This is a genomic window from Streptomyces sp. NPDC048338, from assembly GCF_043201055.1.
Taxonomy (GTDB): domain Bacteria; phylum Actinomycetota; class Actinomycetes; order Streptomycetales; family Streptomycetaceae; genus Streptomyces.
This window is the reverse complement of sequence record NZ_JBICYQ010000010.1, coordinates 52,198-77,842: the sequence shown is the minus strand read 5'-3', so window position 1 is coordinate 77,842 and position 25,645 is coordinate 52,198. Positions and strand designations below refer to the sequence as shown.

The 25,645-nt window shown below is 71.4% G+C and carries 27 protein-coding genes; 13 read left to right on the top strand and 14 right to left on the bottom strand.

All coding sequences use genetic code 11. The features are described 5' to 3' along the window. Nucleotides 1-238: 238 nt before the first annotated feature. Genes ACGFZF_RS23300 through ACGFZF_RS23290 form a run of 3 tightly spaced genes read left to right on the top strand, consistent with a single transcriptional unit; the run spans nt 239 to nt 4,626 of the window. The gene (locus ACGFZF_RS23300; RefSeq protein ID WP_393556901.1) at nt 239-3,625 is read left to right on the top strand and encodes a FlgD immunoglobulin-like domain containing protein; all 3,387 of its coding nucleotides are present in this window, start codon (nt 239-241) and stop codon (nt 3,623-3,625) included. Between the two features lie 45 nt (nt 3,626-3,670). Further along, entirely contained in the window at nt 3,671-4,336 is a 666-nt protein-coding gene (locus ACGFZF_RS23295; RefSeq protein WP_393556899.1) for a pyridoxal 5'-phosphate synthase, read from the top strand. 41 nt (nt 4,337-4,377) lie between these two features. Beyond that, nucleotides 4,378-4,626: an SCO4226 family nickel-binding protein gene (locus tag ACGFZF_RS23290; RefSeq protein WP_356602769.1), complete on the top strand. Its 249-nt coding sequence runs from the start codon at nt 4,378-4,380 to the stop codon at nt 4,624-4,626. Nucleotides 4,627-4,743: 117 nt separating this feature from the next. Here the strand turns inward: ACGFZF_RS23290 and ACGFZF_RS23285 are convergent, their stop codons facing one another. Then, nucleotides 4,744-6,654 (bottom strand): AMP-dependent synthetase/ligase, encoded by a 1,911-nt coding sequence (locus tag ACGFZF_RS23285; RefSeq protein ID WP_393557293.1) that lies wholly within the window; start codon nt 6,652-6,654, stop codon nt 4,744-4,746. 209 nt (nt 6,655-6,863) lie between these two features. Between ACGFZF_RS23285 and ACGFZF_RS23280 the strand changes: the two genes are divergently transcribed. Both ACGFZF_RS23280 and ACGFZF_RS23275 read left to right on the top strand, forming a co-directional pair. Next, nucleotides 6,864-7,010 carry a hypothetical protein gene (locus ACGFZF_RS23280; protein WP_393556897.1) on the top strand — a complete coding sequence of 49 codons (147 nt, stop codon included), beginning with the start codon at nt 6,864-6,866 and terminating at the stop codon, nt 7,008-7,010. A gap of 5 nt (nt 7,011-7,015) precedes the next feature. Beyond that, the gene (locus ACGFZF_RS23275; RefSeq protein WP_393556895.1) at nt 7,016-7,903 is read left to right on the top strand and encodes a MaoC family dehydratase; all 888 of its coding nucleotides are present in this window, start codon (nt 7,016-7,018) and stop codon (nt 7,901-7,903) included. Here the strand turns inward: ACGFZF_RS23275 and ACGFZF_RS23270 are convergent. The 4 genes from ACGFZF_RS23270 to ACGFZF_RS23255 all read right to left on the bottom strand — a co-directional run bounded on the left by ACGFZF_RS23270 (nt 7,872) and on the right by ACGFZF_RS23255 (nt 10,856). Next, entirely contained in the window at nt 7,872-8,522 is a 651-nt protein-coding gene (locus tag ACGFZF_RS23270; RefSeq protein WP_393556893.1) for a TetR/AcrR family transcriptional regulator, read from the bottom strand. The genes ACGFZF_RS23275 and ACGFZF_RS23270 overlap by 32 nt on opposite strands. Before the next feature lie 99 nt (nt 8,523-8,621). Next, nucleotides 8,622-9,578, bottom strand: a complete 957-nt coding sequence (locus ACGFZF_RS23265) for a hypothetical protein (protein WP_393556891.1) — start codon at nt 9,576-9,578, stop codon at nt 8,622-8,624. A 250-nt stretch (nt 9,579-9,828) separates the two neighbouring features. Then, nucleotides 9,829-10,032: a DUF397 domain-containing protein gene (locus ACGFZF_RS23260; protein WP_356774878.1), complete on the bottom strand. Its 204-nt coding sequence runs from the start codon at nt 10,030-10,032 to the stop codon at nt 9,829-9,831. Then, on the bottom strand, nt 10,029-10,856 hold the full coding sequence (locus tag ACGFZF_RS23255; protein WP_393556889.1) for a Scr1 family TA system antitoxin-like transcriptional regulator: 828 nt from the start codon (nt 10,854-10,856) through the stop codon (nt 10,029-10,031). The genes ACGFZF_RS23260 and ACGFZF_RS23255 overlap by 4 nt, the downstream gene beginning before the upstream one ends. Nucleotides 10,857-10,972: 116 nt before the next feature. On the opposite strand from ACGFZF_RS23255, the gene ACGFZF_RS23250 reads away from it, so the two are divergent. Continuing rightward, the gene (locus tag ACGFZF_RS23250; protein WP_356602755.1) at nt 10,973-11,203 is read left to right on the top strand and encodes a hypothetical protein; all 231 of its coding nucleotides are present in this window, start codon (nt 10,973-10,975) and stop codon (nt 11,201-11,203) included. A 58-nt stretch (nt 11,204-11,261) separates the two neighbouring features. Here ACGFZF_RS23250 and ACGFZF_RS23245 read toward each other — a convergent pair whose 3' ends face one another. From ACGFZF_RS23245 to ACGFZF_RS23225, 5 genes are all read right to left on the bottom strand, one after another. Next, nucleotides 11,262-12,581 (bottom strand): dicarboxylate/amino acid:cation symporter, encoded by a 1,320-nt coding sequence (locus tag ACGFZF_RS23245; RefSeq protein WP_393556887.1) that lies wholly within the window; start codon nt 12,579-12,581, stop codon nt 11,262-11,264. Between the two features lie 393 nt (nt 12,582-12,974). Further along, nucleotides 12,975-13,268 (bottom strand): DUF4229 domain-containing protein, encoded by a 294-nt coding sequence (locus tag ACGFZF_RS23240; RefSeq protein ID WP_393556885.1) that lies wholly within the window; start codon nt 13,266-13,268, stop codon nt 12,975-12,977. Between the two features lie 58 nt (nt 13,269-13,326). Next, the gene (locus ACGFZF_RS23235; RefSeq protein ID WP_393556883.1) at nt 13,327-13,851 is read right to left on the bottom strand and encodes a GNAT family N-acetyltransferase; all 525 of its coding nucleotides are present in this window, start codon (nt 13,849-13,851) and stop codon (nt 13,327-13,329) included. A gap of 116 nt (nt 13,852-13,967) precedes the next feature. Beyond that, complete coding sequence (gene mqnE / locus ACGFZF_RS23230) at nt 13,968-15,131, bottom strand: aminofutalosine synthase MqnE (protein ID WP_147979139.1); 1,164 nt, start codon at nt 15,129-15,131, stop codon at nt 13,968-13,970. An 84-nt stretch (nt 15,132-15,215) separates the two neighbouring features. Then, entirely contained in the window at nt 15,216-15,677 is a 462-nt protein-coding gene (locus tag ACGFZF_RS23225; RefSeq protein ID WP_393556880.1) for an Lrp/AsnC family transcriptional regulator, read from the bottom strand. Nucleotides 15,678-15,790: 113 nt separating this feature from the next. Between ACGFZF_RS23225 and ACGFZF_RS23220 the strand changes: the two genes are divergently transcribed. Further along, nucleotides 15,791-15,928: a hypothetical protein gene (locus ACGFZF_RS23220; protein ID WP_187282727.1), complete on the top strand. Its 138-nt coding sequence runs from the start codon at nt 15,791-15,793 to the stop codon at nt 15,926-15,928. Here ACGFZF_RS23220 and ACGFZF_RS23215 read toward each other — a convergent pair. The 3 genes from ACGFZF_RS23215 to ACGFZF_RS23205 form a co-directional block, all read right to left on the bottom strand. Next, nucleotides 15,925-16,605 carry a UbiX family flavin prenyltransferase gene (locus ACGFZF_RS23215; protein ID WP_393556878.1) on the bottom strand — a complete coding sequence of 227 codons (681 nt, stop codon included), beginning with the start codon at nt 16,603-16,605 and terminating at the stop codon, nt 15,925-15,927. The two genes, ACGFZF_RS23220 and ACGFZF_RS23215, sit on opposite strands and share 4 nt — an antisense overlap. 100 nt (nt 16,606-16,705) lie before the next feature. Beyond that, a complete protein-coding gene (gene mqnP, locus ACGFZF_RS23210; protein WP_393556876.1) occupies nt 16,706-17,608 on the bottom strand; it encodes a menaquinone biosynthesis prenyltransferase MqnP in 903 nt (300 codons plus the stop codon). Continuing rightward, nucleotides 17,605-19,062, bottom strand: a complete 1,458-nt coding sequence (locus tag ACGFZF_RS23205) for a menaquinone biosynthesis decarboxylase (RefSeq protein ID WP_393556874.1) — start codon at nt 19,060-19,062, stop codon at nt 17,605-17,607. The genes mqnP and ACGFZF_RS23205 overlap by 4 nt, the downstream gene beginning before the upstream one ends. An 89-nt stretch (nt 19,063-19,151) precedes the next feature. On the opposite strand from ACGFZF_RS23205, the gene ACGFZF_RS23200 reads away from it, so the two are divergent. Continuing rightward, nucleotides 19,152-19,544, top strand: a complete 393-nt coding sequence (locus ACGFZF_RS23200; RefSeq protein ID WP_147979134.1) for a PLD nuclease N-terminal domain-containing protein — start codon at nt 19,152-19,154, stop codon at nt 19,542-19,544. A 2-nt stretch (nt 19,545-19,546) separates the two neighbouring features. After that, nucleotides 19,547-20,449 (top strand): LysR family transcriptional regulator, encoded by a 903-nt coding sequence (locus ACGFZF_RS23195; RefSeq protein WP_393556871.1) that lies wholly within the window; start codon nt 19,547-19,549, stop codon nt 20,447-20,449. Here the strand turns inward: ACGFZF_RS23195 and ACGFZF_RS23190 are convergent. Then, the gene (locus ACGFZF_RS23190) at nt 20,334-21,281 is read right to left on the bottom strand and encodes a DMT family transporter (protein ID WP_393556869.1); all 948 of its coding nucleotides are present in this window, start codon (nt 21,279-21,281) and stop codon (nt 20,334-20,336) included. The two genes, ACGFZF_RS23195 and ACGFZF_RS23190, sit on opposite strands and share 116 nt — an antisense overlap. Nucleotides 21,282-21,429: 148 nt before the next feature. Between ACGFZF_RS23190 and ACGFZF_RS23185 the strand changes: the two genes are divergently transcribed. The 4 genes from ACGFZF_RS23185 (at nt 21,430) to ACGFZF_RS23170 (ending at nt 25,645) form a co-directional block, all read left to right on the top strand. Then, on the top strand, nt 21,430-22,047 hold the full coding sequence (locus ACGFZF_RS23185; RefSeq protein ID WP_356602734.1) for an NAD(P)H-dependent oxidoreductase: 618 nt from the start codon (nt 21,430-21,432) through the stop codon (nt 22,045-22,047). A 45-nt stretch (nt 22,048-22,092) separates the two neighbouring features. Beyond that, nucleotides 22,093-22,545 (top strand): nucleoside deaminase, encoded by a 453-nt coding sequence (locus ACGFZF_RS23180; RefSeq protein ID WP_393556867.1) that lies wholly within the window; start codon nt 22,093-22,095, stop codon nt 22,543-22,545. Next, nucleotides 22,538-23,497 carry an isopenicillin N synthase family dioxygenase gene (locus tag ACGFZF_RS23175; RefSeq protein WP_393556865.1) on the top strand — a complete coding sequence of 320 codons (960 nt, stop codon included), beginning with the start codon at nt 22,538-22,540 and terminating at the stop codon, nt 23,495-23,497. The genes ACGFZF_RS23180 and ACGFZF_RS23175 overlap by 8 nt, the downstream gene beginning before the upstream one ends. Nucleotides 23,498-23,584: 87 nt before the next feature. After that, nucleotides 23,585-25,645, top strand: a complete 2,061-nt coding sequence (locus ACGFZF_RS23170) for a hypothetical protein (protein ID WP_393556863.1) — start codon at nt 23,585-23,587, stop codon at nt 25,643-25,645.

The window sequence follows — 25,645 nt, the reverse complement described above, 5'->3', positions numbered from 1 at the left end:
GCCCTCGGCGGGAAGCGCCCGCACCGTGATCCGCCCCCGGGGCCGGGCCGTCCGTCGCGACGACCCGGCCCCGGGGCCTTTCGCCCTTGAACGAGTTCGAAAAGATCTTCTCCCATAGGTGGTGCCGCTGTTACGATCACCGCTTCGGGTGGGGTGTGCCGGAGGGGGCGGTGTGCGTGTCACGCCGCATCGGCGCCCGCCCGTCGCCTGGAACAGGCATTCACGGAGGGGATTTTCCTTGAACGCACACATACGCACGCGCCGGAAGAAAGCGCTCGCTCTCGCCACCGCCCTCGGCATCACGGCCGGGATGTGCGCCGCGACGGCGGGCACGGCGACCGCGGCCGCACCGGCCGCCGGCAACGCGACCGCCTCGGACGAGGTGGTCGTCCCGGACCCGGGCCGCTTCCAGCCGCGGGGCGAGGATCTGACGCAGGCCGGGAGCACCGGCTACGCCCACCGCCAGGAGGGCACGTCCGGGTACCTCTGGACGGACGCGGAGACCGGCGCCACCAAGCCGATCACCGAGGAGCAGGCCAAGGGCCACTCGGGCCTGTACGCGAAGGTCGAGGCGGACCCCGCAGTGTCGCTCGACCGCGTCACTGTCAGGGACGTCGCCACCGGGCAGGAGCGCCTCGCGCTGACGCTTCCCGCCGGCCGGGGCTTCAGCGGGGCGTTCACCACGGACACCGTGGTGACGACGACCCGCGACGACCAGCAGCGCCACACCGGATTCCAGCTGCTCCAGGTCGTGGACGGCAAGACCGTCGAGCGCCCGGTGACGGGGTTCGAGGGCACCTTCGAGGAACTGCGGCTCGTCGGCCAGGACGCCGAGGGCGCGCTCTTCAGCACGTGGCAGGAGGGGCACCTCGTCGAGGGCGGCTACTACCTCGACTACGCCACCGCGACCCTCTCCCCGTGGTCGGGGAGCGAAGGCGTCGGCATCCAGCTCGGCACCGATCATCTCGGGATCTACAACTACGTCGAGAACCGGATATCCACCGCCCCCCGGACACAGCCGAAGGCGAGCGTCGAGACACAGCTCCCGAAGCCGCAGGACGGCGCGACCTCGTTCGACTCGGTCGCGATCATCGGCGACTGGATCGTCCTCGCCCAGGCCGTTCCGGAGCACCGGGAATCCTTCGTCGTCGGCGAGAAGCTCCAGGCCGTACGCATCGGCACCGGCGAGGTCGTGGAGCTCCTCCCGCACGCCACCACGAAGCTCACCGCGGCCCCCGACGGCAGCCTGCTGGTGGTCGGGGGCGGCAGCGCGACCGACTGGGCCGTGCGCCGCGTCAGCCTCTCCGCGAACGGCACCCCCCAGGTCGCCACCGTGCGGAAGGTGCCGCAGGTTCCCACGTACTACGCCGGGCTGGCCCTCGGCGGCGGCCGGGTCAACTACCTGAGCACGAACGTCTCCGGCATCGACACGCTGGGGCTCCACGACGTCGACACCGACCTGTCGGCCACCCCGCCGACGGCGGGTACGCCGCAGCTGCGGGCCAGGATCATCGCCCCGACGGGACAGGGGCTGTTCTCGACGGGCGACGGCGACTCCGTGTACGCCGACGGAAAGCGCCTCTACGCCCGGATCGACGCCACGACTTCCCGCACCGCCGAACTCCCGGTCTCCAACGCCCATGTGGTGGACGCGGCGGGCCGGTACGTGCTGGCCGAGAGCGGCACCACGAAGTACGTGGCCGACCTGGAGAACTACGACAGCAACGTCCCGGACGTGAAGCGCACGATCACCGACTCGGCCGCGGCCCTGTGGGACGCGAAGGTCTGGCAGCCCGCCGCCACCGAGGGCCAGGTCAGCTCGTACAACCTCAAGACGGGGACCACCTCCGCGCCGGTGGATCTCGGCTCCGGCTGCAGGCCCACCGAACTCCAGGCCGTCGGGCGCTGGTTGTACTGGGCCTGCGGCGCCGCCAAGGCGGGCGTCTACGACCACACGGAGAAGAAGAGCGTCGCGGTCCCCACGGGCGAGGCCCTGCTCGGTGACGGCTACGTCGTCCGCCACGTGGAGGACGAGCTCCAGCTGACGAACGCCCTCACGGGCCAGACCTCGCAGCTCGCCGATCTGCCGGCCGCCGACATGGGTTCGGGCCGGCGCCAGAGCTGGACCGTGGACAAGTTCGGTTCCGGTGTCGCGTACGTCGACGCCGCGCGGAACATCCACGTCAAGAAGCCCGCCGTGGCCGCCCAGCCGCTCGCCCCGCTCACGCACACCGTCGAGCCCCTCACCTTCGAGGGCACCGGGGTGGAGCCGCAGGCCGCCACCTGGTCCCCCGTGTGGCGCTTCTCGAAGGCCGTGGGCTCGTGGGAGCTCCGCATCGCCAAGGGCAACGGTGAGGGCGTCCGCACCTTCACCGGCACCCAGGGCACCGGCGGCGCCGTCCGCGTGAAGTGGGACGGCAAGGACGCGCAGGGCCGCGGCGTGGAGTCCGGCCAGTACCGCTGGGAGCTGGTCGCCCGTCCGCTGGACGGCACCGGCCCCGTGCACGGCTCCTCCGGCGCCTTCGACGTCAACGGCAGCTCGCTGACGACGGTGCCCGGCACGTACACCCCGGTGACCCCCACCCGCCTCATGGACACCCGTGACGGCACGGGCGTCCCGAAGGCCAAGGTCGGTCCGGGCGGCACGGTCAGCCTGAAGGTGGCCGGCAAGGCCGGCGTGCCCGCCGAGGGCGTCACGGCCGTGGTCCTCAACGTGACCGCGACCAACGCGACGGCGGACAGCTTCGTCTCGGTCTACCCGAACGACACCCGGCGCACCTCGGCCTCGAACCTCAACTTCAAGGCCGGCCGGACCGTCCCGAACCTGGTGACGGTGCCCGTCGTCAACGGCTACGTCGAGTTCTACAACAAGAGCGGTTCGGTCGACCTGCTGGCGGACGTCTCCGGCTACTACGCGGAGGGCACGGCCGGTTCGGAGTACCAGCCGGTCACGCCGAAGCGCCTGATGGACACCCGTGAGGGCACCGGCGTCCCGAAGGCCAAGGTCGGCGCGGGCGGCACCGTCACGCTGCCCGTGACCGAGCCCGGCGTGACCGCGGTCGCGCTGAACGTCACCGCGACGAACCCGACGGCGACGAGCTTCGTCTCGGTCTACCCGTACGGCACCGCGCGCGGCGCGTCGAACCTCAACTTCGTCGCCGGCCAGACCGTCCCCAACCTGGTGATCGTCCCGGTCAAGGACGGCAAGGTCACCTTCTACAACCACGCCGGCACCGTCGACCTGATCGCCGACGTCGCCGGCTACTACAAGGACGGCACCGGCTCCGTCTTCACCGGCATGCAGCCCAAGCGCGTGCTCGACACCCGCACCGGCACCGGCGTACCGGCCGGGAAGGTCGGCGCGGGCAGGACCGTGACGCTGGAGGTCGGGACGAAGTACACGGCCGTCGTCATGAACGTGACGGCGACCGAGCCGACCGCCGCGGGCTTCGTCTCGGTCTACCCGTACGGCACGACGCGCACGGCCTCGAACCTCAACTTCACCGCCGGCCAGACCGTCCCCAACCTGGTCGTCGTCCCCGTCAAGGACGGCAAAGTCACCTTCTACAACCACACCGGCACCGTCCACCTGATCGCCGACGTCGCCGGGTACTTCACCGGCTGACACCCCCACCGCACCACCGGGCCGCGGGGCCTCATGATGAACGCCATGAACGAGTCGCGTTTTCATGAGGCCCTGCGGTCCTTGCGTGTCTGGGACACCGAGCTCCCCGAGTTCCGTCCCGCCGACGCCCCGGCCGATCCGCTCGACCTCTTCCACGCGTGGTTCACGGCCGCGGCCGAGGCCGGGGAGGTGGAGCCGCACGTGATGTCGCTGGCCACCGTCGACGAGGCGGGCCGCCCCGACGTGCGGATGCTGATGCTGCACGGCGCGGACGCGCGCGGCTGGCACTTCGCCTCGCACGCCACCAGCGCCAAGGGCCGTCAGCTCGCCGCCCGGCCCGAGGCCGCGCTCGGCTTCTACTGGCCGCGCGAGGGTCGCCAGGTCCGGGTACGGGGACGGGTGACGACCGGGACGGCCGAGGAGGCGTACGCGGACCTGCACGCCCGCTCGACCGGGGCGCTGGCCTCCGCGCTGGTGGGGCGGCAGAGCGAGGTGCTGCCGTCGACGGAGGTGCTGGCCGAGGCGAGCGCCGCGGCCTGGGAACGGGCGAAGGCGGAGCCGGAGGCCGCCTCGGAGACCTGGACGCTGTACGTGCTGGAGCCGGCCGAGGTCGAGTTCTTCCAGGGCGACGAGCGGCGCCGCCACGTCCGGCTGCGCTACCGCCGGGACGACGCGGCGGCCCCGTGGACGCGCGAGCTGCTCTGGCCCTGACCGGGGCGCGAGCGCACCATGAGAGGAGGAGGTGGAGCGACATGGGTACGTTCATGGATGTCCACCACGACATGGTGGGGATCACCGAGGAGCAGCTCCGGGAGGTCCACGCGGCCGACCTCGCCATCGAGAAGGACGAGGGCGTGCACTTCAAACAGGCGTGGGCCGACCCCGAGTCCGGCACGGTGTACTGCCTCTCCACCGGGCCTTCGGCCGCCGCGGTCCAGCGCGTCCACGCCCGCACCGGCCACGCCGCCGACGAGATCCACGAGGTGCCCCTCCAGGTGTGAGCCGTCCGCAGGGAGCGTCCTGCCGGGCTTCCGACGCTCCGCTCCCGGCCGGCGGGGTGCGCCGGTCCGCCTCCTCGCGCCCCGCCCGTCCACGGCGTGTGCCGGGCTCCGTGCCCGTCACCCCTCGCGCAGCTCGTGCCCCTCGTACATCGACTCCACCTCCCGTGCGAAGTCCCGCAGCACCGCGCCCCTCTTCAGCTTGAGCGAGGGCGTCAGATGGCCGCTGCTCTCGGTGAACTCCGTGGTCAGCACCCGGAACATCCGGATCGACTCCGCCCTCGACACCAGCCGGTTGGCCTCGTCGACCGCCCGCTGGAGGACCGCGAGCAGCTCCTCGTCCCGTGCCAGCTCCCACAGCGCGATGTGGTCCTTCTTCCGCATCCGCCGCCAGTGGACCAGACCCTCGTGGTCGAGGGTGATCAGGGCGGTGATGTACGGGCGGTTGTCGCCCAGGACCATGCACTGGCCGACCAGCGGATGGGCGCGGAGCCAGTCCTCCAGCGGGGCCGGTGTGACGTTCTTGCCGGCCGAGGTGATCAGGATGTCCTTCTTGCGGCCGGTGATCCGCAGGTAGCCGTCCTCGTCGAGGGAGCCCAGGTCGCCGGTGGGGAACCAGCCCTCGTCCGTGTAGGGCAGCGCCACCCCGCGCTGGGAGTCCCAGTAGCCGGCGAAGACGTGGCCGCCCTTGAGCCAGACCTCGCCGTCGGCGGCGATCCGGACCGCCGTGCCGGGCAGCGGCCAGCCGACCGTGCCGGTGCGCGGGCGCTGCGGCGGGGTGACCGTGGAGGCGGCGGTCGTCTCGGTGAGCCCGTACCCCTCGTAGACCTCGACGCCGGCGCCGGCGAAGAACTCCGCAAGCCGTGCCCCGAGGGGCGATCCGCCGCAGACCGCGTACCGGACCCGGCCGCCGAGCGCGGCCCTGATCCGCCGGTAGACCAGCGGGTCGTAGAGCGCCCGCGCCGCTCGCAGGGTGAGGGACGGGTCCTCGGTGTGGCCGTAGCGACGGGCGACGCGGGCCGCGCGGTCGAAGGAGGAGGTCCGGCCGAGCCGTTCGGCGGTGGCGCGGGCGTTGTTGTAGACCTTCTCCAGGACGTACGGGATGGCCACCAGGAACGTGGGCCGGAAGGCCGCCAGGTCGGTCAGCAGGTCGTCGCCGTCGATGGAGGGCGCGTGTCCGATCCGCACCCGCGCGCGGACGCAGCCGATCGCCACCATCCGGCCGAAGACGTGGGAGAGCGGCAGGAACAGCAGGGTGGAGGCGGGTTCCTTGCTGATCGTCTTGAAGACCGGGTGCAGCAGCTCGGTCGCGTTGTCCACCTCGGCGAAGAAGTTGGCGTGGGTGAGGGCGCAGCCCTTGGGCCGGCCGGTGGTCCCCGAGGTGTAGATCAGGGTGGCGAGGGTCTCGGGCGTGGGCAGCCCGCGGCGTACGGTCACCACCTGGTCGGGTACGCGGGCCCCGGCCTTGCGCAGGTGGTCGACGGCGCCCGCCTCGAAGACCCACAGGTGGGCGAGGCCGGGAAGCTGGCGCCGTTCGGTGGAGACCATCCGGGCCTGGGCCATGTCCTCGACGACGCAGGCGGCGGCCCCGGAGTCCTGCAGGATCCAGCGGGCCTGGAAGGCGGAGGACGTGGGGTAGACCGGAACGGTGATCAGCCCGGCGGCCCAGGCCGCGAAGTCGAGCAGGGTCCACTCGTAGGTGGTGCGCGCCATCAGGGCGATCCGGTCGCCGGGCCGCAGCCCCTCGGCGATCAACCCCTTGGCGACGGAGTGGACTTCGGCGGCGAAGGCGGAGGCGGTGACGTCCTCCCAGGTGCCGTCCTGCCGCTTGCGGCCGAAGACGACGGCGTCCGGGGCCTCGCGGGCGTTCCGGTACGGGATGTCGGCGAGCGAGCCGCGCTGCACCCGGGGGACGAGCGGCGGTACGGAGACCTCCCGCACCCTGCCGTCGACCAGCGTCTTGCTCGGCTCGACGGGCGGGATGCCTGCGGCGGGGGCGACGGACACGTGCGGCTCCTCGGTCGTCGAGATGAACTGAGGTCGTGCGTCGGTACGTGCTTCCCCGGGCGGGCTGCGGCGGCCGGGGAAGTGAAGTGGGTTGCCGATCAGGGGCGTTGCTCCCGAGCGGTGTCACGATACGGCCCCGGGGGCCGCCGGTTCGGCGACATCTCGACCCACCTCCTGACTCTCAAGTAACCTTACTTTCTGGTAAATCTAAGACCAGGCAGGGAGTCCGGACAATGGCCGACCGCCATCTGCACCTCACCGGCACGACGGCCGGCCCCCTAGGCCTGCCGCGACCGGCCGAGCCGCGCCGCCGCCCGGCCTCGGGCGCGGTCGACGGCCAGGTGGTCCGCGTCTGCGGCCAGAGCCTGCCGGGAGCGTGAGCACCATGGGCAGCCTCCTCCCGCTCGCCGCGGCCGCGGCCCGCTCCCCCTTCCGGAAGGTCCGCCCGGACGCCCGGCCACCGAAGACCCGCGTCACCCTCGGCCCCCGGCCGATCGCACGGGACCACCTCGCCGCCTACGCACGGATCTGCGGATTCCGGACCACCGGGCACCCCGGCGAGGCCGGTGTGGCGGGCGGCCCCGGCCGGGAGGCCCCGCTGCCGTTGACGTATCCGCACGTCCTCGGCTTCCCGGCCGCGATGCGGCTGATGACGGCGCGGGACTTTCCGCTGCCGCTGCTGGGCCTGGTCCACACCTGGATCGCGATCACCCGCCACGCCCCGCTCGGCGTGGACGACCGCCCCGGGATCACCGTCCGCACCGAGTCCCTGACCCCGCACCGCCGGGGCACCGAGGCCACTCTGGTGACCGAGGCCCGACTGGACGGCGAGCTGGTCTGGGAGTCGCGCAGCGGCTACCTGGCCCGCCACCCGCGGCCCGAGGGCGCTCCGGACGAGGCCCCGTCCCCGCTCCAGGTCCCGCCGGCCGACCCGCTGCCCGAGACCGCCTCCTGGGACCTCGCGGCGGACCTGGGACGGCGGTACGGCTCCGTGTCCGGCGACCGCAACCCCATCCACCTCCACCCGCTCACCGCCCGCGCCTTCGGCTTCCCCCGGGCGATCGCGCACGGCATGTGGACCTTCGCCCGCTGCCTCGCCGAACTGGACCCGGACGGCGAACACCCGTACGCGCAGGCCGCGTTCAAGGCTCCCGTCCTGCTGCCCGGCACGGTGTCCTACGCGACGGACGGGCAGGGCCACTTCCAGCTCCGGCGCGGAGAGCGCCTTCACCTGGCGGGCTTCAGCGGGGAGACCAGCGCTCGCTGTTCATGAGGTTGCCGAGGCCCGCCCAGGAGAAGTTCATCAGCGTCGCCGCCGCCTCCCAGGCGGTCATCCCGGGCGTCTCGTTGGCCCAGCCGGCCAGCGACTCCGCCGCCCCGACCAGGGCCTGGGAGAGGCCGGCCACGTCCCGCTCTGCCAGTTCCGGATCGCGGTGCGTCACCCGGTGGGTCTCCTTCGCCGCCGCGCCGATCACCGTCGTCACGTAGGCCACGATCTCGTCCCGCATCTGGGCGGCCTCGCTGGCGAACGGCTCCCCGTGCGTCCTGGCCTGGCGGTTCAGCACCGCCCAGCCGTCGGGGTTCTCCGCCGTGTGCGTGAAGAAGGCCAGGAGTCCCGCCCACAGCTGCTGGTCGGCGGGCAGCCGCGGGTTGACCGCGGTCGCGACCGCGGCGAGCAGCGCCTTGGCCTCCCGCCGGATGCAGGCGGTGAAGAGGTCCTCCTTGGAGTTCAGGTACAGGTAGACCAACGGCTTGGACACGCCCGCGAGTTCGGCGATCTCGTCCATGGAGGCGGCCTGGTACCCCCGCTGCCCGAAGCACTGCACGGCGGCGTCCAGCATCTGCTTCTCGCGCACCGCCCGCGGCATGCGCTTCGCCTTCGCGGCGCCCACGTCGGACATCCTTCCGCTTCACCCCCACCTGTTCGTCCCCGCCGAAGCCTACGTGGCCCCGGCGCCGGCGGACCCGGAGCGTCGGGCAGGCCCTCCCTTTCAGGCCGCCGGGCGCCCGGCGGCACGGCAGTCGGCACAGTGCCCGCCCGGGTCGTGGCTGCGGAAGGCCCGCTCGCAGCCGTCGCAGGTGACGAGGGGTGGCGGCCCCGGCGGAGGGGGCGGCTCGGCGGGCAGCGGGGGCGGCAGATGGGTGGTGAGGCGATACGCCAGGAACCGGGCCGGGTGGTGGATCGGGACGAACGCGGGCGGGAGGTTCACGGTCAGGGTGCGGGTGATCTGCTCGGGCGTCACGGCCCGCGCGAGCCAGGTGTCGACGGCGGTCGCGAGGCGTTCCACATCGCGGGCGGAGAGCAGCAGACGCGGGTCGGCGAGCCGGAGCCGGGCGAGGAGTTCGGCGGCGGGTCCGACGGGGCGGCGAGGCGGCGCCACGGGCCTCGGCGGGGCCGGTGGCGGGGGTGGTGCGGGCGGAGCGGGCGGGGTCTGAGCGCGGGGGCCGCGGGTCGGCCGCGGGGCGGGGTCCGGGTCCGGGTCGGGGTCGTCGTCCGGGACGTGACCGGGCCGCGGGTCCGGGTCCGGGTCCGGGTCCGGGTCACGATCAGGCTCGGGCTCGGGCTCGGGGGCGGCGCCCGGATTGTCGAACGCGAACGTACGGGTCGCGAACTTGCCCCGACCCAGGTCGACCCGGGGGCGGGCCAGGTAGCCCGCCTCCTCCAGCTCGTTCATGGCCCGGCGGATGGCCCGCTCGCCCTCCCGGAAGCGGAGCGCGAGCGCCTTCCCGGTGACGGAGACCCCGTCGGGCAGCGACTGGATGTAGACGGCGAGACCGATCGCGGCGGCCGACAACTCGCCGTGCTGGGCGAGGTGGTTGCCGACGATCGTGTAGTTCTCGACGTGGCGGTGCCGGACGTGGATCACTCCGGAGCGTGGCGCGCCCTCGGGAAGCGTGAGTACGGCGGGATGCGCGGACGGGGCCGCGTTAGACTGCGGATCAGCCATCTGGAAGGTCTTCGCTTCCTGATCGGTAGGCCCTCGTCAGGATGCCAGTCCTGCCGGGGGCCGAGTTGCATATGCCAGTTGTTGCGGTGAACGTACCGCACCCGACCGGCCTGTCGACACCACGTCACCCGATCGTGTGGCGAGGGCAGTTGGGGGGTCAGGGGGGGTTGGGTAGGTACTTTCCCAGGTACTTTTTCTTTTAGAACGGCGAGCGACCGGAGCGCGAGAACACGCGCCCCGGTCGGCCGGTTCAGGAAGCCTTGAGATGCGCCACGAAGATCACCCATACGTGGTCGGCCAGGAGCAGGACGGGGCCCTGGGGGTTCTTGCTGTCACGCACGGGGACGGTACGGGGGACGCCGTCAGCGACTTCGACGCAGTCGCCGCCGCCCCCGTCGCTGTATGAGCTCTTGCGCCACGACGCGGCGGTCGGATCGAATCGAGTGGGACTCATGTTCCGAACTCCTCCATCGCCTGCTGGATCAGGGCCGTTGAGGCCTCGGGAGCCAACGCTCTGGCATGGACAAGATCGTAACGATAGGAGTGCCGGGCGACCATGGCCCGGTCCTCCACCAACTCGCCGGAGTGCCCCGCCTCCAGATACGCCACATCCGGCGCGTTCTCGAAGGACAGCACGGTGAGCGAGCCGCCCATGGCTGCATGTCCGCCTGCCGCGAAGGGCAGCACCTGGACCTCTACGAAGGGAGCGCCCGCAGCCTGGGTGACCACACCCAGCTGGTCCCGCATGACCGCTGCACCACCCACTGGGCGTCGGATCACCGCCTCGTCCAGCACGATCCAGAGCAGTGGCGGCCGCTGGGCCCGGAGGAGTGACTGCCGCTTCATCCGGGCCGCGACCATCTCCTCGATCTCGGCGGGCGTGCACCATGGCTGGCCGAGCCGCAGCACCTCGCGGGCATAGTCCTCCGTCTGCAGCAGGCCGGGCACGCTGTGCGCCATGTACTTGTGCATGGCACTGGCGCGCGCCTCGTACGCCATGAACTTGCGGACCCAGTCCGGATACGGCGTCCGCCGCAGGTGCCCCCACAGATCGACCAGGTCGCCCTCCGCGCCCAGGATCAGGTCCAGCCGGCCGTTCACGTCCTCCGGTGGGACCTCGTTGCCGAGTTCGAACTGGGCGATCCGGCTGTGGGCGATCGGGACCCGGTCGCCGAGCTGGCGTTGGGTGAGACCCGCGCGGCCCCGGAGCTTGCGCAGCTTCGTGCCGTACAGCGCGGCCAGCGACGCCGACGGGTCGAGTTCCTTCGGTGCGGGCACTGGCGTCCCCCGTTTTCGTTCCGCGACTGCGAAAACCGTTACCCCTGGTGATCGTAGCGACACGCATCCATGCTGGTCGGTGGAAGTCGTGGACGAACGAGGAAGGGGTGCGGCCCATGGGAACGGCGGGACGCGAGACGGCGGTCGACGAGATCAGGGACGCCCGGGCGGCACGGGACGAGTTACAGGCCGCGCTGGCGGCGGTGGACGTGCGGCTGCCGTCGCTCGGGCTCGATCTGGTGTCCCTGGCGAGCCCGCACCTGCCGCCGCTGGTCGACCTGGGGCGCTGCCGTCCCGACGTCGCGCGACGGCTGGCGTCGATCCTCAGACGGGCCGCGACGCAGTGATGCCCGGGCCCCGTGCGGGGTCCCAGGCATCACTGCGGACGGGTGAGGCGCGTGCGCCTTACGCGGCGACGACCAGCGGCTCGCGCTCGTCGACCGGGGAGGACGAGGCGTTGTCGTACTGGTCCAGGTTCAGGATCTTCTCGCGGGCCGAGACGAGGACCGGGACGAGCGCCTGGCCGGCGACGTTGGTGGCGGTGCGGACCATGTCGAGGATGGGGTCGATCGCCATCAGCAGGCCGACGCCCTCCAGCGGGAGGCCCAGGGTCGACAGGGTCAGCGTCAGCATGACCGTCGCGCCGGTCAGTCCGGCCGTGGCGGCCGAGCCGATGACGGACACGAAGGCGATCAGCAGGTAGTCACCGATGCCGAGCTGCACGTCGAAGATCTGCGCGATGAAGATCGCGGCGAGCGCCGGGTAGATCGCGGCGCAGCCGTCCATCTTGGTGGTGGCGCCGAACGGGACGGCGAAGGAGGCGTACTCCTTCGGGACGCCGAGGCGCTCGGTGACCTTCTGGGTGACCGGCATGGTGCCGACCGACGAGCGGGAGACGAAGGCCAGCTGGATGGCGGGCCAGGCACCCTTGAAGAACTGGATCGGGTTGACCTTGGCGACCGTGGCCAGCAGCAGCGGGTAGACGCCGAAGAGGACCAGGGCGCAGCCGATGTAGACGTCGGCGGTGAAGGTCGCGTACTTGCCGATCAGGTCCCAGCCGTAGTCGGCGATGGCGTAGCCGATGAGGCCGACGGTGCCGAGCGGGGCGAGCCTGATGACCCACCACAGGGCCTTCTGGAGCAGCTCCAGGACGGACTCGGAGAGCGTGAGGATCGGCTGGGCCTTCTCGCCGAGCTTGAGGGCGGCGATGCCGGCGACGGCGGCCATGAAGACGATCTGGAGGACGTTCAGCTCGGTGAAGGGCGTGATGACGTCCGTCGGGACGATGCCGGTCAGGAAGTCGAGCCAGGAGCCGGCGTGCTCGGGGGCCTTGCCGTCCTTCGGGGTGAGGCCGGTGCCGGCGCCCGGGTTGGTGACCAGGCCGATCGCGAGGCCGATGGCGACGGCGATCAGCGAGGTGATCATGAACCAGAGCAGGGTGCGGGAGGCGAGCCGGGCGGCGTTGTTCACCTTCCGCAGGTTGGTGATCGAGACCAGGATCGCGAAGAAGACCAGCGGGGCCACGGCCAGCTTCAGCAGCTGGACGAAGATGTGGCCGACCTTGTCCAGGGTGGTGTACAGCCACTGGACGTCATAGGTGCGGGTCACCCAGCCGAGGACGACGCCGAGGACCAGACCGGCGACGATCTGGGCCCAGAAGGGAACCTTCGGTATGCGGGAGGAGGCCTTGGGCTCGGTCTCCTGCGTGGACGCGGACGCGGACACAGACACACTCCACAGGTGCGTATCGGGGGAATACGGGAACGGGGGTGCGGCACACACGCGCTGAGGCGGTGCCGCTGCATGATGCCGGGGTCAGAGCTCGCGGCAACAGACCGCGGACATACAGCGGCACAGATCGACATGCAGGCGCGCCACGAGCAGGGTGCTCACGGCATCGGAGAGGCGCACAGCTGTCTTCATGGCGAACACGTTAACACTTGAACTTTGAGAACCTCAAAGCCATTCTTTGGGATAGCCCAGGGCGTCGAGGGCCTCCGAAACGCAGAAAGCCCCGGTCAGGAGCCTTCGAAGCTCCGACCGGGGCGTTGCGCGTGTGAGGAACCTTACGCGGCCTTTACACCGCGTCCACCGTCCCCGCGCTTTCGGCGACGCGCCCTACAGCGCGTCCTCCTGGGAACGGTTCGACTCCAGGCGGTCCTTCGCCCGGTCGACCTTGGCCACGATCTGCTCGGACATCGCGTCCCGCTGCTTGCGCAGCAGCACGAAGCTGAGCGGCGCGGAGATGACGATGGACAGCATGAGGACCCACAGCAGGTTGGATTCGCCGAGGCCGCGCGGCAGCACGCGGAAGTAGACGAGACCCCACAGCACCAGGAAGCAGCCGGCGAACACGCCGAGGCGCATCAGGGTGTACCGGAGGGTGGCTGCACCCGTCCTGTTCTCGGACACGACGGCCCCTTTCTCCTTCACTGGTTTGCCCGACAAGTGAAGCACGTGGCGAATCGGATCAATCCAGCGGGAGCAGCATCACGATGTCGTCGCGGTCGTCGCCGTCCGCCACCCGGATCGCGCCGGGCACCCGTCCGACCTCCTTGTAGCCGCAGGAGGCGTAGAAGTGCTCGACGCCCGTGCCGCCGCGGCAGGTGAGGCGGATCGCCTCGATCCCCTCGAAGCCGCGGACCTCGCGCTCGACGGCGGCCATCAGATCGCGCCCGTACCCCTTGCCCTGATGGGAGGGGTGGACCATGACGGTGTAGAGCCACACCCAGTGGAGCATCAGCCGGTGCGTGTTGGCGGCGACGAAGGTGGTGGCGGCGACGGTGCCGTCCTCGTCGAACCCGACGACCAGCCGCATCCGCCCCTCGGTCATCGCTACCAGGTGCTTGACCAGTTCGGGCCGCACCTCCTCGATGTCGACGGGCGGCACGAAGCCGACGGCCCCGCCCGCGTCGGAGACGTCCACCCACAGGCGCAGGATGCCGTCCCGCAGGGCGGGCGTGACGGGCGGGTCGAGCTGAAAGGTAAGTGGCATAGCGCAAGGGTAGCCATTACAAGAGTGGCGCTCAACCGCTGTCCGGACGGCGGACGGCCGCGGCGCGCACCAGGCGCACCGCGGCCGTCGAGGCACAGCGGGAGAGCGACGAGGGGTCAGACCCGCATGGGCTGCGGCGACTCGCGGCGCCCGGCGTCCGGCCCCGGGTACTCGCGGATGATCTCGTACCGCGTGTTCCGCTCGACCGGACGGAAGCCGGCGTCCCGGATGAGCTCCAGGAGGTCGTCCCGGGTGAGCTTGTTCGGGGTGCCGTAGTTGTCGGCGTCGTGCGTGATCTTGTACTCGACGACCGAGCCGTCCATGTCGTCCGCGCCGTGCTGCAGCGCCAGTTGGGCGGTCTGGACGCCGTGCATGACCCAGAAGACCTTGACGTGCGGCACGTTGTCGAAGAGCAGTCGCGAGACCGCGAAGGTCTTCAGCGCCTCCGCGCCGGTCGCCATCGTCGTGCGCGCCTGGAGCTTGTTGCGGACCTTGCCGTCCTGCATGTCGACGAAGTCGTGCTGGTAGCGCAGCGGGATGAAGACCTGGAAGCCGCCCGTCTCGTCCTGGAGCTCACGCAGCCTCAGCACGTGGTCCACACGGTGACGGGGCTCCTCGATGTGCCCGTAGAGCATGGTCGAGGGGGTCTTGAGGCCCTTCTCGTGCGCCAGGCGGTGGATCCGGGACCAGTCCTCCCAGTGGGTGCGGTGGTCCACGATGTGCTGGCGGACCTCCCAGTCGAAGATCTCGGCGCCGCCGCCGGTCAGCGACTCCAGACCGGCCTCGATCAGCTCGTCGAGGATGTCGGAGGCCGACATCCCGGAGATCGTCTCGAAGTGGTGGATCTCGGTGGCCGTGAACGCCTTCAGCGAGACGTCCGGCAGCGCCTTCTTCAGCTCGGAGAGCGAGCGCGGGTAGTAGCGCCACGGCAGGTTGGGGTGGAGCCCGTTGACGATGTGCAGCTCGGTGAGGTTCTCGCCCTCCATCGCCTTGGCGAGGCGGACGGCCTCCTCGATGCGCATCGTGTACGCGTCCTTCTCGCCCGGCTTCCGCTGGAACGAGCAGTACGCGCAGGACGCGGTGCACACGTTCGTCATGTTGAGGTGGCGGTTGACGTTGAAGTGGACGACGTCACCGTTCTTGCGGGTCCTGACCTCGTGGGCCATTCCGCCGAGCCAGGCCAGATCGTCGGACTCGTACAGCGCGATGCCGTCCTCACGGCTCAGCCGCTCACCGGCGAGCACCTTCTGCTCCAGCTCGCGCTTGAGTCCCGCGTCCATGCGGCCGCCTCCCATGAGATTCCGTAAAACAGGCTCCACCAACCGTACTCCCCGCCCTGGTGGCGGGACGTACCCCCCGGACCGCTACGCCTCCAGCTCTCCCGGCAGCTCGCCGACGCGGTTCTCCCACTTGGTGGAGAGCACGACGGTGGTCCGGGTGCGGGAGACCCCCTTCGTCCCGCTCAGCCGGCGGATCGTCTTCTCCAGGCCGTCCACGTCGTTCACCCGCACCTTGAGCATGAACGAGTCGTCACCCGCGATGAACCAGCAGTCCTCGATCTCGGCGAGGTCCTTCAGCCGGCGCGCCACGTCCTCGTGGTCGGCCGCGTCGGACAGCGAGATGCCGATGAGGGCGGTGGCGCCGAGGCCGAGCGAGGCGGCGTCGACGGTGGCGCGGTAGCCGGTGATGACCCCCGCGGCCTCCAGACGGTTGATGCGGTCGGTCACGGAGGGGCCGGAGAGCCCGACGAGCCGGCCGAGTTCGGCGTACGAGGCTCTGCCGTTCTCGCGCAGAGCCTGGATGAGCTGCCTGTCCACGGCGTCCATAGGTATGAAGCCTTCCATTGTCCAGCGATACCGCGAGTTTAGGTATAGAATCTAAGGTACACAGGGGCGACACCCTGTGAATCTTTCAAACGATCAACGACGATCTTTCAGGAGTGGTGTTCACCGTGTACACGATCGAGATGGCCTACGCCCGTATGCGCGAGCTGCAGGACCTGGCCAACCGCTCGCGTGCCCACCAGCCGTCCGCTTCCAGGCGTGCCGAGAAGAAGCACGCCGCCAAGAAGCGCTAATCCCCCCGGGAGGACGCTCCACCGAGCTCCCCCTCCCAACGGCGGTACAGCCGGTGCGGCACCTCTGCCGCGTCGAGGACCCGCCCGGCGACGAAGTCCACCAGATCCTGGATGTGCGTCGCCCCCGCGTAGAACGCCGGAGAGGCGGGCAGCACCACGGCGCCCGCCTCGTCCAGCGCCACCAGATGCCTCAGCGTCTGCCCGTTGAGCGGGGTCTCCCGCACCACGACGACCAGCTTCCGCCGCTCCTTGAGCATCACGCTCGCGGCCCGCTGCAGCAGGTCCTTCGAAAGCCCCAGCGCCACGCCCGCCACGGCGGCCGTCGACGCGGGCACGATCAGCATCCCCTTCACCGGGTACGAGCCCGAGGACGGCCCGGCGGCCAGGTCGCCCGCCGCCCAGTACCGCACGTCGCTCACGTCGGGCGCGAAGGTGCCCGGCTTCCCGTCGGCACCCAGCGCCAGCCAGGTCGTCAGATCCTCGCGCCAGTGCCCATCCCGGAAGGCGATCCCGGTCTCGTCGAGAAGCGTCAGCCGCGACGCCCGCGAGACGACCAGGTCGACGCTCTCCCCCGCATCGAGCAGCCCCCTCAGGACGGCGGCGGCGTACGGGGTCCCCGACGCCCCGGACACCCCGACCACCCAGGGACGTCGCTGCTTCTTCTCTACCGGCTCCACGCCGACGAGCCTATCCGGCGGTGCTCGCGGGCGACGCGTCAGGAGTTCCGGTCGACCGTGAGCACCGCCCGGCGCACGCCCGGGAGCGGGCGCCCGCCCGTCACACCGTCAGACCGCGCACCAGGAGGTCGAGCAGCGCGCACACGAACAGCGCCATGCCGATGAACCCGTTGACCGTGAAGAACGCGCGGTTCAGCCGGGACAGGTCGTGCGGCTTCACGATCGAGTGCTCGTAGCAGAACGCCGCCGCCACGATCACCAGACCGGTCCAGAAGAACACGCCGGCGCCGGTCGCCAGCGCGTACCAGACCAGCAGACCGGTCGCCACGACGGCCGAGGCCCGCGCGCCCCACAGGGCCGCCGGGACGCCGAAGCGGGCGGGCACCGACAAGACACCGTGGGCACGGTCCGCCTGGACGTCCTGGCAGGCGAAGATCAGGTCGAAGCCGCCGATCCAGACACCGACCGCGAGGCCGAGGATCACCGCGTCCCAGGACCACTCCCCGGTCACCGCGAGCCAGGCGCCGATCGGCCCTATGGCCTGCGCCAGACCGAGGATCGCGTGCGGGAAGTTCGTGAACCGCTTCCCGTAGGGATAGACGACCATCGGGATGACGGCGAGGGGCGCGAGCGCCAGGCACAGCGGGTTCAGCAGCGCCGCCGCGCCCAGGAAGACGACGACGGCGATCCCCGCTCCCGTCCACGCCGAACGCACCGAGACCGCGCCCGTGACCAGCTCGCGGTTGGCCGTGCGCGGGTTCCGCGCGTCGATCTCCCGGTCGATGATCCGGTTGCACGCCATCGCGAAGGTCCGCAGTCCCACCATGCAGACGGTGACGAGCAGGAGAGTGACCCAGTGGATGTTCCGGTCGAGCTGGAACATCGCGGTCAGCGAGGCGATGTAGGCGAAGGGCAGCGCGAAGACCGAGTGCTCGATCATCACGAGCCGCAGGAACGCCTTCGTGCGGCCCGGCTGGGCGCCGGGTACGGCCGCGGTGGTCACAGGCCGTACTCCTTCCAGCGGCGGTCCACCAGGGCCGCCGTCGCCGGATCCGACTCCACCATGTCCGGCCAGCCGCCGTCGCGGGTGTAGCCCTCCTCGGGGAGCTTCTTCGTCGCGTCGATACCCGCCTTGCCGCCCCAGAACTGCTGGTACGACGCGTGGTCGAGGTGGTCGACCGGGCCCTCGACGACCGTCAGGTCGCGGGCGTAGTCCGTGTTGCCGAGCGCCCGCCAGGAGACCTCGTGCAGGTCGTGGACGTCGCAGTCCTTGTCCACCACGATGATCAGCTTCGTCAGCGACATCATGTGCGCACCCCAGATCGCGTGCATGACCTTCTGCGCGTGCTTGGGGTACTTCTTGTCGATCGAGACGATCGCGCAGTTGTGGAAGCCGCCCGACTCGGGCAGGTGGTAGTCCACGATGTCCGGCACGATGATCTTGAGCAGCGGCAGGAAGAAGCGCTCCGTCGCCCGCCCCAGCGGCCCGTCCTCCGTCGGCGGGCGGCCGACCACGATCGACTGGAGCAGCGGACGCTTGCGCATCGTCACGCAGTCGATCTTCAGCGCCGGGAACGGCTCCTGCGGGGTGTAGAAGCCGGTGTGGTCGCCGAAGGGGCCCTCGGGGAGCATCTCGCCGGGCTCCAGCCAGCCCTCGATCACGACCTCCGCCTGCGCCGGCACCTGGAGGGGCACCGTCTTGCAGTCGACCATCTCGATCCGCTTGCCCTGCACGAAGCCCGCGAACAGGTACTCGTCGATGTCCCCGGGCAGCGGCGCCGTCGACGCGTAGGTCACGGCCGGCGGGCAGCCGAAGGCGATCGCCACGGGCAGCCGCTCCCCGCGCGCCGCCGCCACCGCGTAGTGGTTGCGGCTGTCCTTGTGGATCTGCCAGTGCATGCCGATCGTGCGCTTGTCGTGGCGCTGGAGCCGGTACAGCCCCAGGTTCCGCACGCCCGTCTCCGGGTGCTTGGTGTGCGTCAGACCCAGGTTGAAGAAGGAACCGCCGTCCTTGGGCCAGGTGAAGAGCGCCGGCAGGCGGTCCAGGTCCACGTCGTCGCCGGTGAGGACGACCTCCTGGACCGGGGCGTCTGCGGACTTCACCTTCTTCGGCGGCACGTGGACCATCGAACCGAGCTTGCCGAAGGCCTCGCGGACCCCGACGAAGCCGTGCGGCAGTTCCGGCTTGAGCAGCCCGCCGATCTTCTGGCTGATCTCCTCGTAGGACTTCAGGCCCAGCGCCTTCAGCAGCCGCCGGTCCGTCCCGAAGACGTTCATCGCGAGCGGCATGGCCGAGCCCTTGACGTTCTCGAAGAGAAGGGCCGGGCCTCCCGCCTTGTTCACCCGGTCGACGATCTCCCCGACTTCCAGGTAGGGGTCGACTTCGGCCTTGATGCGCTTGAGGTCGCCTTCGCGTTCCAGGGCCCTGAGCAGCGAGCGGAGATCGTCGTAAGCCATAGGGGCCAGTATCGGTCACCGGCTACGCTGGGCCTGTCACCGGGGCCTTCGAAACGCGCCCCGCCATTGCTTCCAGGGGGCTGTCCCACATGCTCAGGGCGCTGATGTACATCCTGCCGCTGGCGCTGACGATCTACGCGTTCATCGACTGCCTCAACACCCCCGAGGACGAGGCCAAGCACCTGCCGAAGGTCGTCTGGGTCATCATCATCCTGCTCTTCTGGATCGTCGGGCCGATCGTCTGGTTCGCCGCGGGCAAGATGCGCCGCGCGCCGGCCGGCGGCCGGACACCGTCCGAGTGGCACCGCAACCACCGCCAGGAGTGGGTCGCGCCCGACGACAACCCCGACTTCCTGAACTCCCTGCGCGACGAGAACAAGAAGGACGAGGCCGTCCTGAAGGACTGGGAGGCCGACCTGCGCCGCCGCGAGGAGGAACTCCGCAGGCGCGAGCAGGACGGCGACGACGTCGGGAAGTCCTGACCGTGGAACTCCGGCTTCTCGTCACCTTCGAGAAGGTCGCGGCGGTCCTCAGCTTCACCCGGGCCGCCGCCGAGCTGAAGTACGCGCAGTCCAGCGTGACCAGCCAGATCCGCTCCCTGGAGTCCTCCCTCGGCGTGGAGCTCTTCGAACGGCTCGGCAGCCGCATCCGGCTCACCGAGGCGGGCGAGCGCCTGCTGCCGTACGCCCGGCGGATCATCGAGCTGACCGAGGAGGCGCGCGCCGCGGTCACCGAGGCCGAGGAGCCGGCCGGGACGATCGCCGTCGGCACGATGGAGTCGCTCACCTCCTACCGGCTCCCACCGCTCCTGGAGCTCTTCCACCACCGCTACCCCCAGATCCGGCTGACCCTGCGCCCCACCCTCGGCGACGAGACCCGGCAGGCGCTGCGCCAGGGCACCTACGACCTCGGCTTCCTCATGGAGCCCGAGACGGAGCACGACGGTCTGGAGAGCGAGGTGCTCGCCGCCGAACCGCTGGTCCTGGTGGCCTCGCGACGCCATCCGCTGGCCGGACGCACCGGCCTGACCAGCGCGGACCTGGCGGCGGCGCAGCTGGTGGGGACCGAGCCCGGCTGCCCCTACCGCGATCTCTTCGAGCGTGAGCTGAGGCACTGGGCACCGCCCTTCATGGAGTTCGGCACGATCGAGGCGACCAAGCGGGGCGTGACCGGCGGGCTCGGCATCGCGCTGCTGCCCCGGATCGCCGTCGGCGAGGAGCTGGCGTCCGGGGCGCTGGTGGCGCTCGACTGGGAGCCGCCGTTCACGCTCTTCACGCAGATCGCGTGGCGGCGGGGGAAACGGCTTCCGGCGCATGTGCGGCTGTTCGTGGAGCAGGCGCGGCGACTCGTCCGCGAGGACGCTCCGGACCCTTCGCCGACAGCGTGACCTTCAGGCTGGCCAGCACGATCAGCGGGACGCCGAGCGCCTGGACGAGACCGATGTGGTGGCCGTACACCGCCCAGTCGGCGACCATCGCGACCGCCGGGTAGGTGAAGGCCAGCACGGCGATCTTGGCCGTGGGCAGCTTCTGGTAGGCCGCGTACATCAGGACGTACATCAGCCCGGTGTGGATCAGGCCGAGGCCGGCCAGCCAGGCCCAGCCCGCGCCGAGCCCGGCCACCGCGCCGAAGTCGGCGAAGGGCAGCAGCAGGGGCAGGCCGACGAGCACCTGGACGAGCGCGACGAGGTGCGGCCGGACGCCGGTGATCCGCTTGGTGACGATCGTCGACAGGGCGTAGAGCACGGCGGCGGCGAGGGCGAACCCCAGACCCTTGAGGGAGGCGGTGTCCCCGGGCCTGATGCCGGAGACGAGCACGAGGCCGACGAATGCGAGGCCGAGCCAGCCGAACTTCGCTGCCGTGATCCGCTCCCGGAAGAGCACCGCGCCGAGCACCACCAGGAAGAACGGCTGGGTGTGGTAGACGACGGTGGCGAAGGAGATCGACGTCGCCTCGTACGCCTCGAAGAGGAACACCCAGTTGAAGACGATGAACACGCCGCCGAGGGCGGCGAGTCCGAGCTTCCTCGGGGTCAGGCCGTGGCCCGTGAAGTAGCCGCGGGCGAGGCTGTAGGCGCCGAGGGCGACCGCCCCGAAGAGGCACCGGAAGAAGACCACCTCGAAGGGGGACGCCCCGGACTCGACGACGAAGATGCCGAGGGTGCCGGAGAGCACCATCGCGAGGGTCAGTTCTGCGGTTCCCCTGGTCTCGTTTCTCATGGCCATGACGCTACGGACGGCCGCGGAGCCGGTCCACGGGCCAGTGGGGCGTCCTCCCGATGGGCCCATCGGCCCGGCCGATGGGACGGCGGAATACGGCCCGGGGCAACGGAGTTGGCACCGGAGCACCCACGAGACCGGAGCTGACATGACTCTCGACGCCGCCCCCGGCACGGACCGCTCGTTCCTCTTCGTCCTCGGCAGCTCGCGCCCCGACGGGAACACCGAGATCCTCGCCCGGGCCGCCGCGGCGCAGCTGCCCGCCGACGTCCCGCAACGCTGGGTCGACCTGAACGAACTCGTCCTGCCCGACTTCCAGGACGGCCGGCACGAGTCGGGCGGCCGGCCGGGCGGGGAGAACGAGGAGCTGCTGCGGCAGGCCACCCTGGAGGCCACCGACGTCGTCATCGCCTCGCCCCTGTACTGGTACAGCCTGTCCGCGCAGACCAAGCGCTATCTGGACTACTGGTCGGGCTGGCTGAACGTGCCCGGCTCGGACTTCAAGGCGCGGATGGCGGGCCGGACGCTGTGGGGCGTGACGGCCATGGCGCACGAGGAGCACGAGGTCGCGGACGGCCTGGTCACCAACCTGCACCACTCGGCGGCCTACCTCCGGATGCGCTTCGGCGGCGTGCTGACCGGCACCGCCTCCCGGCCGGGCCGGATCCGGGCCGACGAGCAGGCGATGATCCGTGCCAAGACCTTCTTCCAGCGCGAGGCCCCGCTCGCTCTCTTCCCCTACGAGGAGCGATCGCCGCAGGCATGACGTCCCGGACGTGAGGGGCGCCTCCCGCCGGGGAAGGGTCCGGACATGGACCAGGAACAGGCACGGCAGTGGCTCGCGACCGCGGTCGCCGAGGCGCGGGCCGGACTCGCCGAGGGCGGGATCCCGATCGGGGCGGCCCTGTACGGCGCCGACGGCACGCTGCTCGGACGCGGGCGCAACCGGCGGGTGCAGGACGGCGACCCCTCGACGCACGCCGAGACCGCCGCCTTCCGGGCGGCGGGCCGGCAGCGCACGTACCGGGGCACGACGATGGTGACGACGCTGTCCCCCTGCTGGTACTGCTCCGGGCTCGTCCGGCAGTTCGGGATCTCCCGGGTCGTCGTCGGGGAGGCGGAGACGTTCCACGGCGGGCACGGCTGGCTGGCGGAGCACGGCGTGGAGATCGTGCTGCTCGACGACCCCGCCTGCACGGCGATGATGCGCGAGTTCGTCACCCGTAACCCGGCCCTCTGGAACGAGGACATCGGCGATGAGTGAGATCCGCGGGACGGGCGGGGGGAGCGGGACGGTCCGCTCCGGCGGGAGCGGGACGGTCGTCCCCACCATCGACCTGACCGGCGCCCCGGAGGGACAGCGGGCCGCCGTGGACCGGGCACTGCGCGAGGCCGGCTTCCTGCTGGTCACCGGGCACGGGATCGACCCCGTCCTGCGCGCGGACATCCGCGAGGCCGCCCGCGCCTTCTTCCGTCTGCCCGCCGCCGCCAAGGAGCCGTACGCCGTCCGGGTCGGCGGGCGCGGCTGGCTCGGACCGGGGGCCGAGGCCAACGGGTACGCGGAGGGCACCGCGACCCCGCCCGACCTGAAGGAGTCGCTCTCCTTCGCGGCCGAGGAGCCGACCGGGAACCCGGCCGTCGACGCCGAGTGGTTCCTGCCGAACACCTGGCCCGCCGAGGTGCCGGAACTGAGACCGCTGGTGGAGACCTACCTCCGGCAGATGCGGACCCTGTCGGACCGGATCCTGGACCGGCTCGGCTCGGCCCTGGGCGAGGACGCCGACTTCTTCACCCGGCACACCGGGCACCCCACCTTCGGCTTCAACATCAACTGGTACCCGGGGCGGGATCGGACCGGTGAGCCGGAGCCCGGCCAGTTCCGGATCGGCCCGCACACCGACTTCGGCACGGTCACCGTCCTGGACCGGCAGGCGGGCCGGGGCGGCCTCCAGGTGTTCACCGACGACGCCGGCTGGCAGGACGCCCCGTACGACCCCGACGCCCTGACCATCAACATCGGCGACCTGATGGCGAGCTGGACCGGCGGGCGATGGCGGTCCGGCCGCCACCGGGTCCTCCCGCCCCCGGCCGACGCGCCCGCCGAGGAGCTGATGTCGCTCGTCTACTTCTACGAGTGCGACCCCGGCACCACGATCCACGGCATCGAGTCCCACGCCTATCTGCGGGGCCGACTCGACGCGATCGCCACAGGATGACAACACCTGCGCAACGGTGCCGGAAAGCCTGACGAACATTCAGCACCCTCTGGATAGTCTTGAGTTGACTTGTGACGGGGGTGACAGGTGGACAGAGAGCTGTACGGCCGCGAGGCGGTCTTCCACGAGTCCGGGCTCGCAGCGCGGCTCACCGGTCTGACACCGGACGGCTTCGCCCGCACCGCCTACGAACACGGCGACGACCCGCCCGTCACCGTCTTCACCGGCGGGCGGGGCATGGGCAAGACGGCCCTGCTCAAGCAGCTCCGCAACACCTACCGGTCGGCCACTCCGCTGGCGCTGCTCGACTGCGCCCACATCGAACCGCCCGCCGACCACGGCCCCGGCTGGAACCCGCTCACCGGGGCCCTCGCCGAGCTCGCGGTCCAACTCGCGCCGAAGGTGTACGCGGCCAAGCCCGTGCAGTTCCCCCGGCTCTCGCTCGGCCTGGTCGCGGTCGCCTCGATCGGCTGGTCGCAGGAGGACGACGAGCGGGCCCGGCGCGACCTCCAGCGGCTCGGCCCCGTGCTCGCCACCGTCGACGCGGCCAAGGGAGCCGCCGTCAACTGGGTCGGCAAGGTGCTCGCCAAGCTCGCCGCCACCTTCGCGGAGGCGACCGCCCCGATGGCCGGGCTGCTCGCCGAGGCGACCGTCGAGACGGTCCTGGAGGAGGTGTTCGGCCGCTTCCAGCGCACCTCCGAGAGCTGGTACGGCACCTACCGCAACGCCGGAGGCCGCGGGAAGGCCGGACTCCAGCAGCTCGCCGTCGACTTCGCGCAGGGCGGCCGCCGCCGGCGCGAGGCCGAGGACTTCCTGGTCGGCGCCCTGATCGAGGACCTGGGCCGCGCCTACACCGGCCTCACCCGGCTCGGCACCCGCCGCGGCCGACCCGTCCTGCTCCTCGACAACGCCCACGAACCGCTCGGCCGGCGCCTGGTCGAACCGATTCTGCGCGCCCGCGCGGACGGCCGCCGCGACCACGTCGTGGTCATCGCCGCCTCCCGGGTCCGCGACCACGACGGCATCCGGCACGCCACCCGCTTACGCCTGCCGGAGACCGCTCACCGCGCGCCCTGCCCCCGCGGCCCGGACGTCACCTCCGGCATCCTCGCCGTCGAACTCACCCCGCTCTCCCCCGCCCAGACCCAGAACGCCTTCGACCGCTTCGACCCGGCCGGCCGGACCCCCGCCGAACTCGCCCGGGGCGTCCACCGGCTGACCGGCGGCCGGCCGCTCGGCGTGATCCTGCTCGGCCGGACCGCCGGCGAGGCCCCGGCCCCCCTGCGGTCCACGCTCACTCCCGGCTCCCTCCTCGACCTCACCGTCGAGCTCCGCGAGGACGCCGCTCCGGTCCCGGTCGCCCCCGCCCTGCTCGCCGCGCTTCTGCCGGGCGTCAACCCCGGCCCCTTCGCCGTCCTGGCCGCCGCCCACGACGAGGAGTCGGCCCGCGTGCTCGCCCGCACCCGCCTGCGCGGGGAGTCCCCGGACGGCGACATGGTCCTGCGCGTGCGGGACGAGCTGCGCGGCGAGGACTGGCCCGAGGGCCCCGAGCACTTCGTCGCCGACCCGCTGCTCCGCGCCCTGCTCCTGCACCGCCTGCGCTTCGAGGACGGGGACCAGTACGCCACCTGGCGCGCCGTCCACGAGACCCTGCACCGCCATTACGCCGGGGACCCGGCCGGGCGGCACCGGCTGCACCACGAACTCGCCCTCGGCCGCACCGAGGAGGCGGTCACCCACCTGCGCCTCACCTTCCCCGACCCGGACGTCGTCGGCTGGCTGGGACGGCTGCGGTTCATCGCCTCCGCGCCCTACCCCCGGGGACGGGACGGGACCGGGCCCGACCCGCGCCGCGCCGTCGCCCTCGGCCGGCAGCCCGCCGACCGGCTCCCGGCCGGCCTCGACGACGACGCCACCGAGCTCCAGCTGCTCATCCGGCGGCTCCTGCACGCCGTCTGGCTGCTCACGGATCCGCTCGCGCTGCCCGACGGCGAGGTGACCGACAAGCTGGCGCACGAACTGCGCCAGCTCTCCGGCCGCCACCGGACGGGCAACAGCCCGCTGTGGGACGCGGCCACCCACTGGCCGAAGGACATCCGTGCCTGGCGGGGGCTCTCGCTGCCGCCGGGCACGGGGATCGGAGTCTGA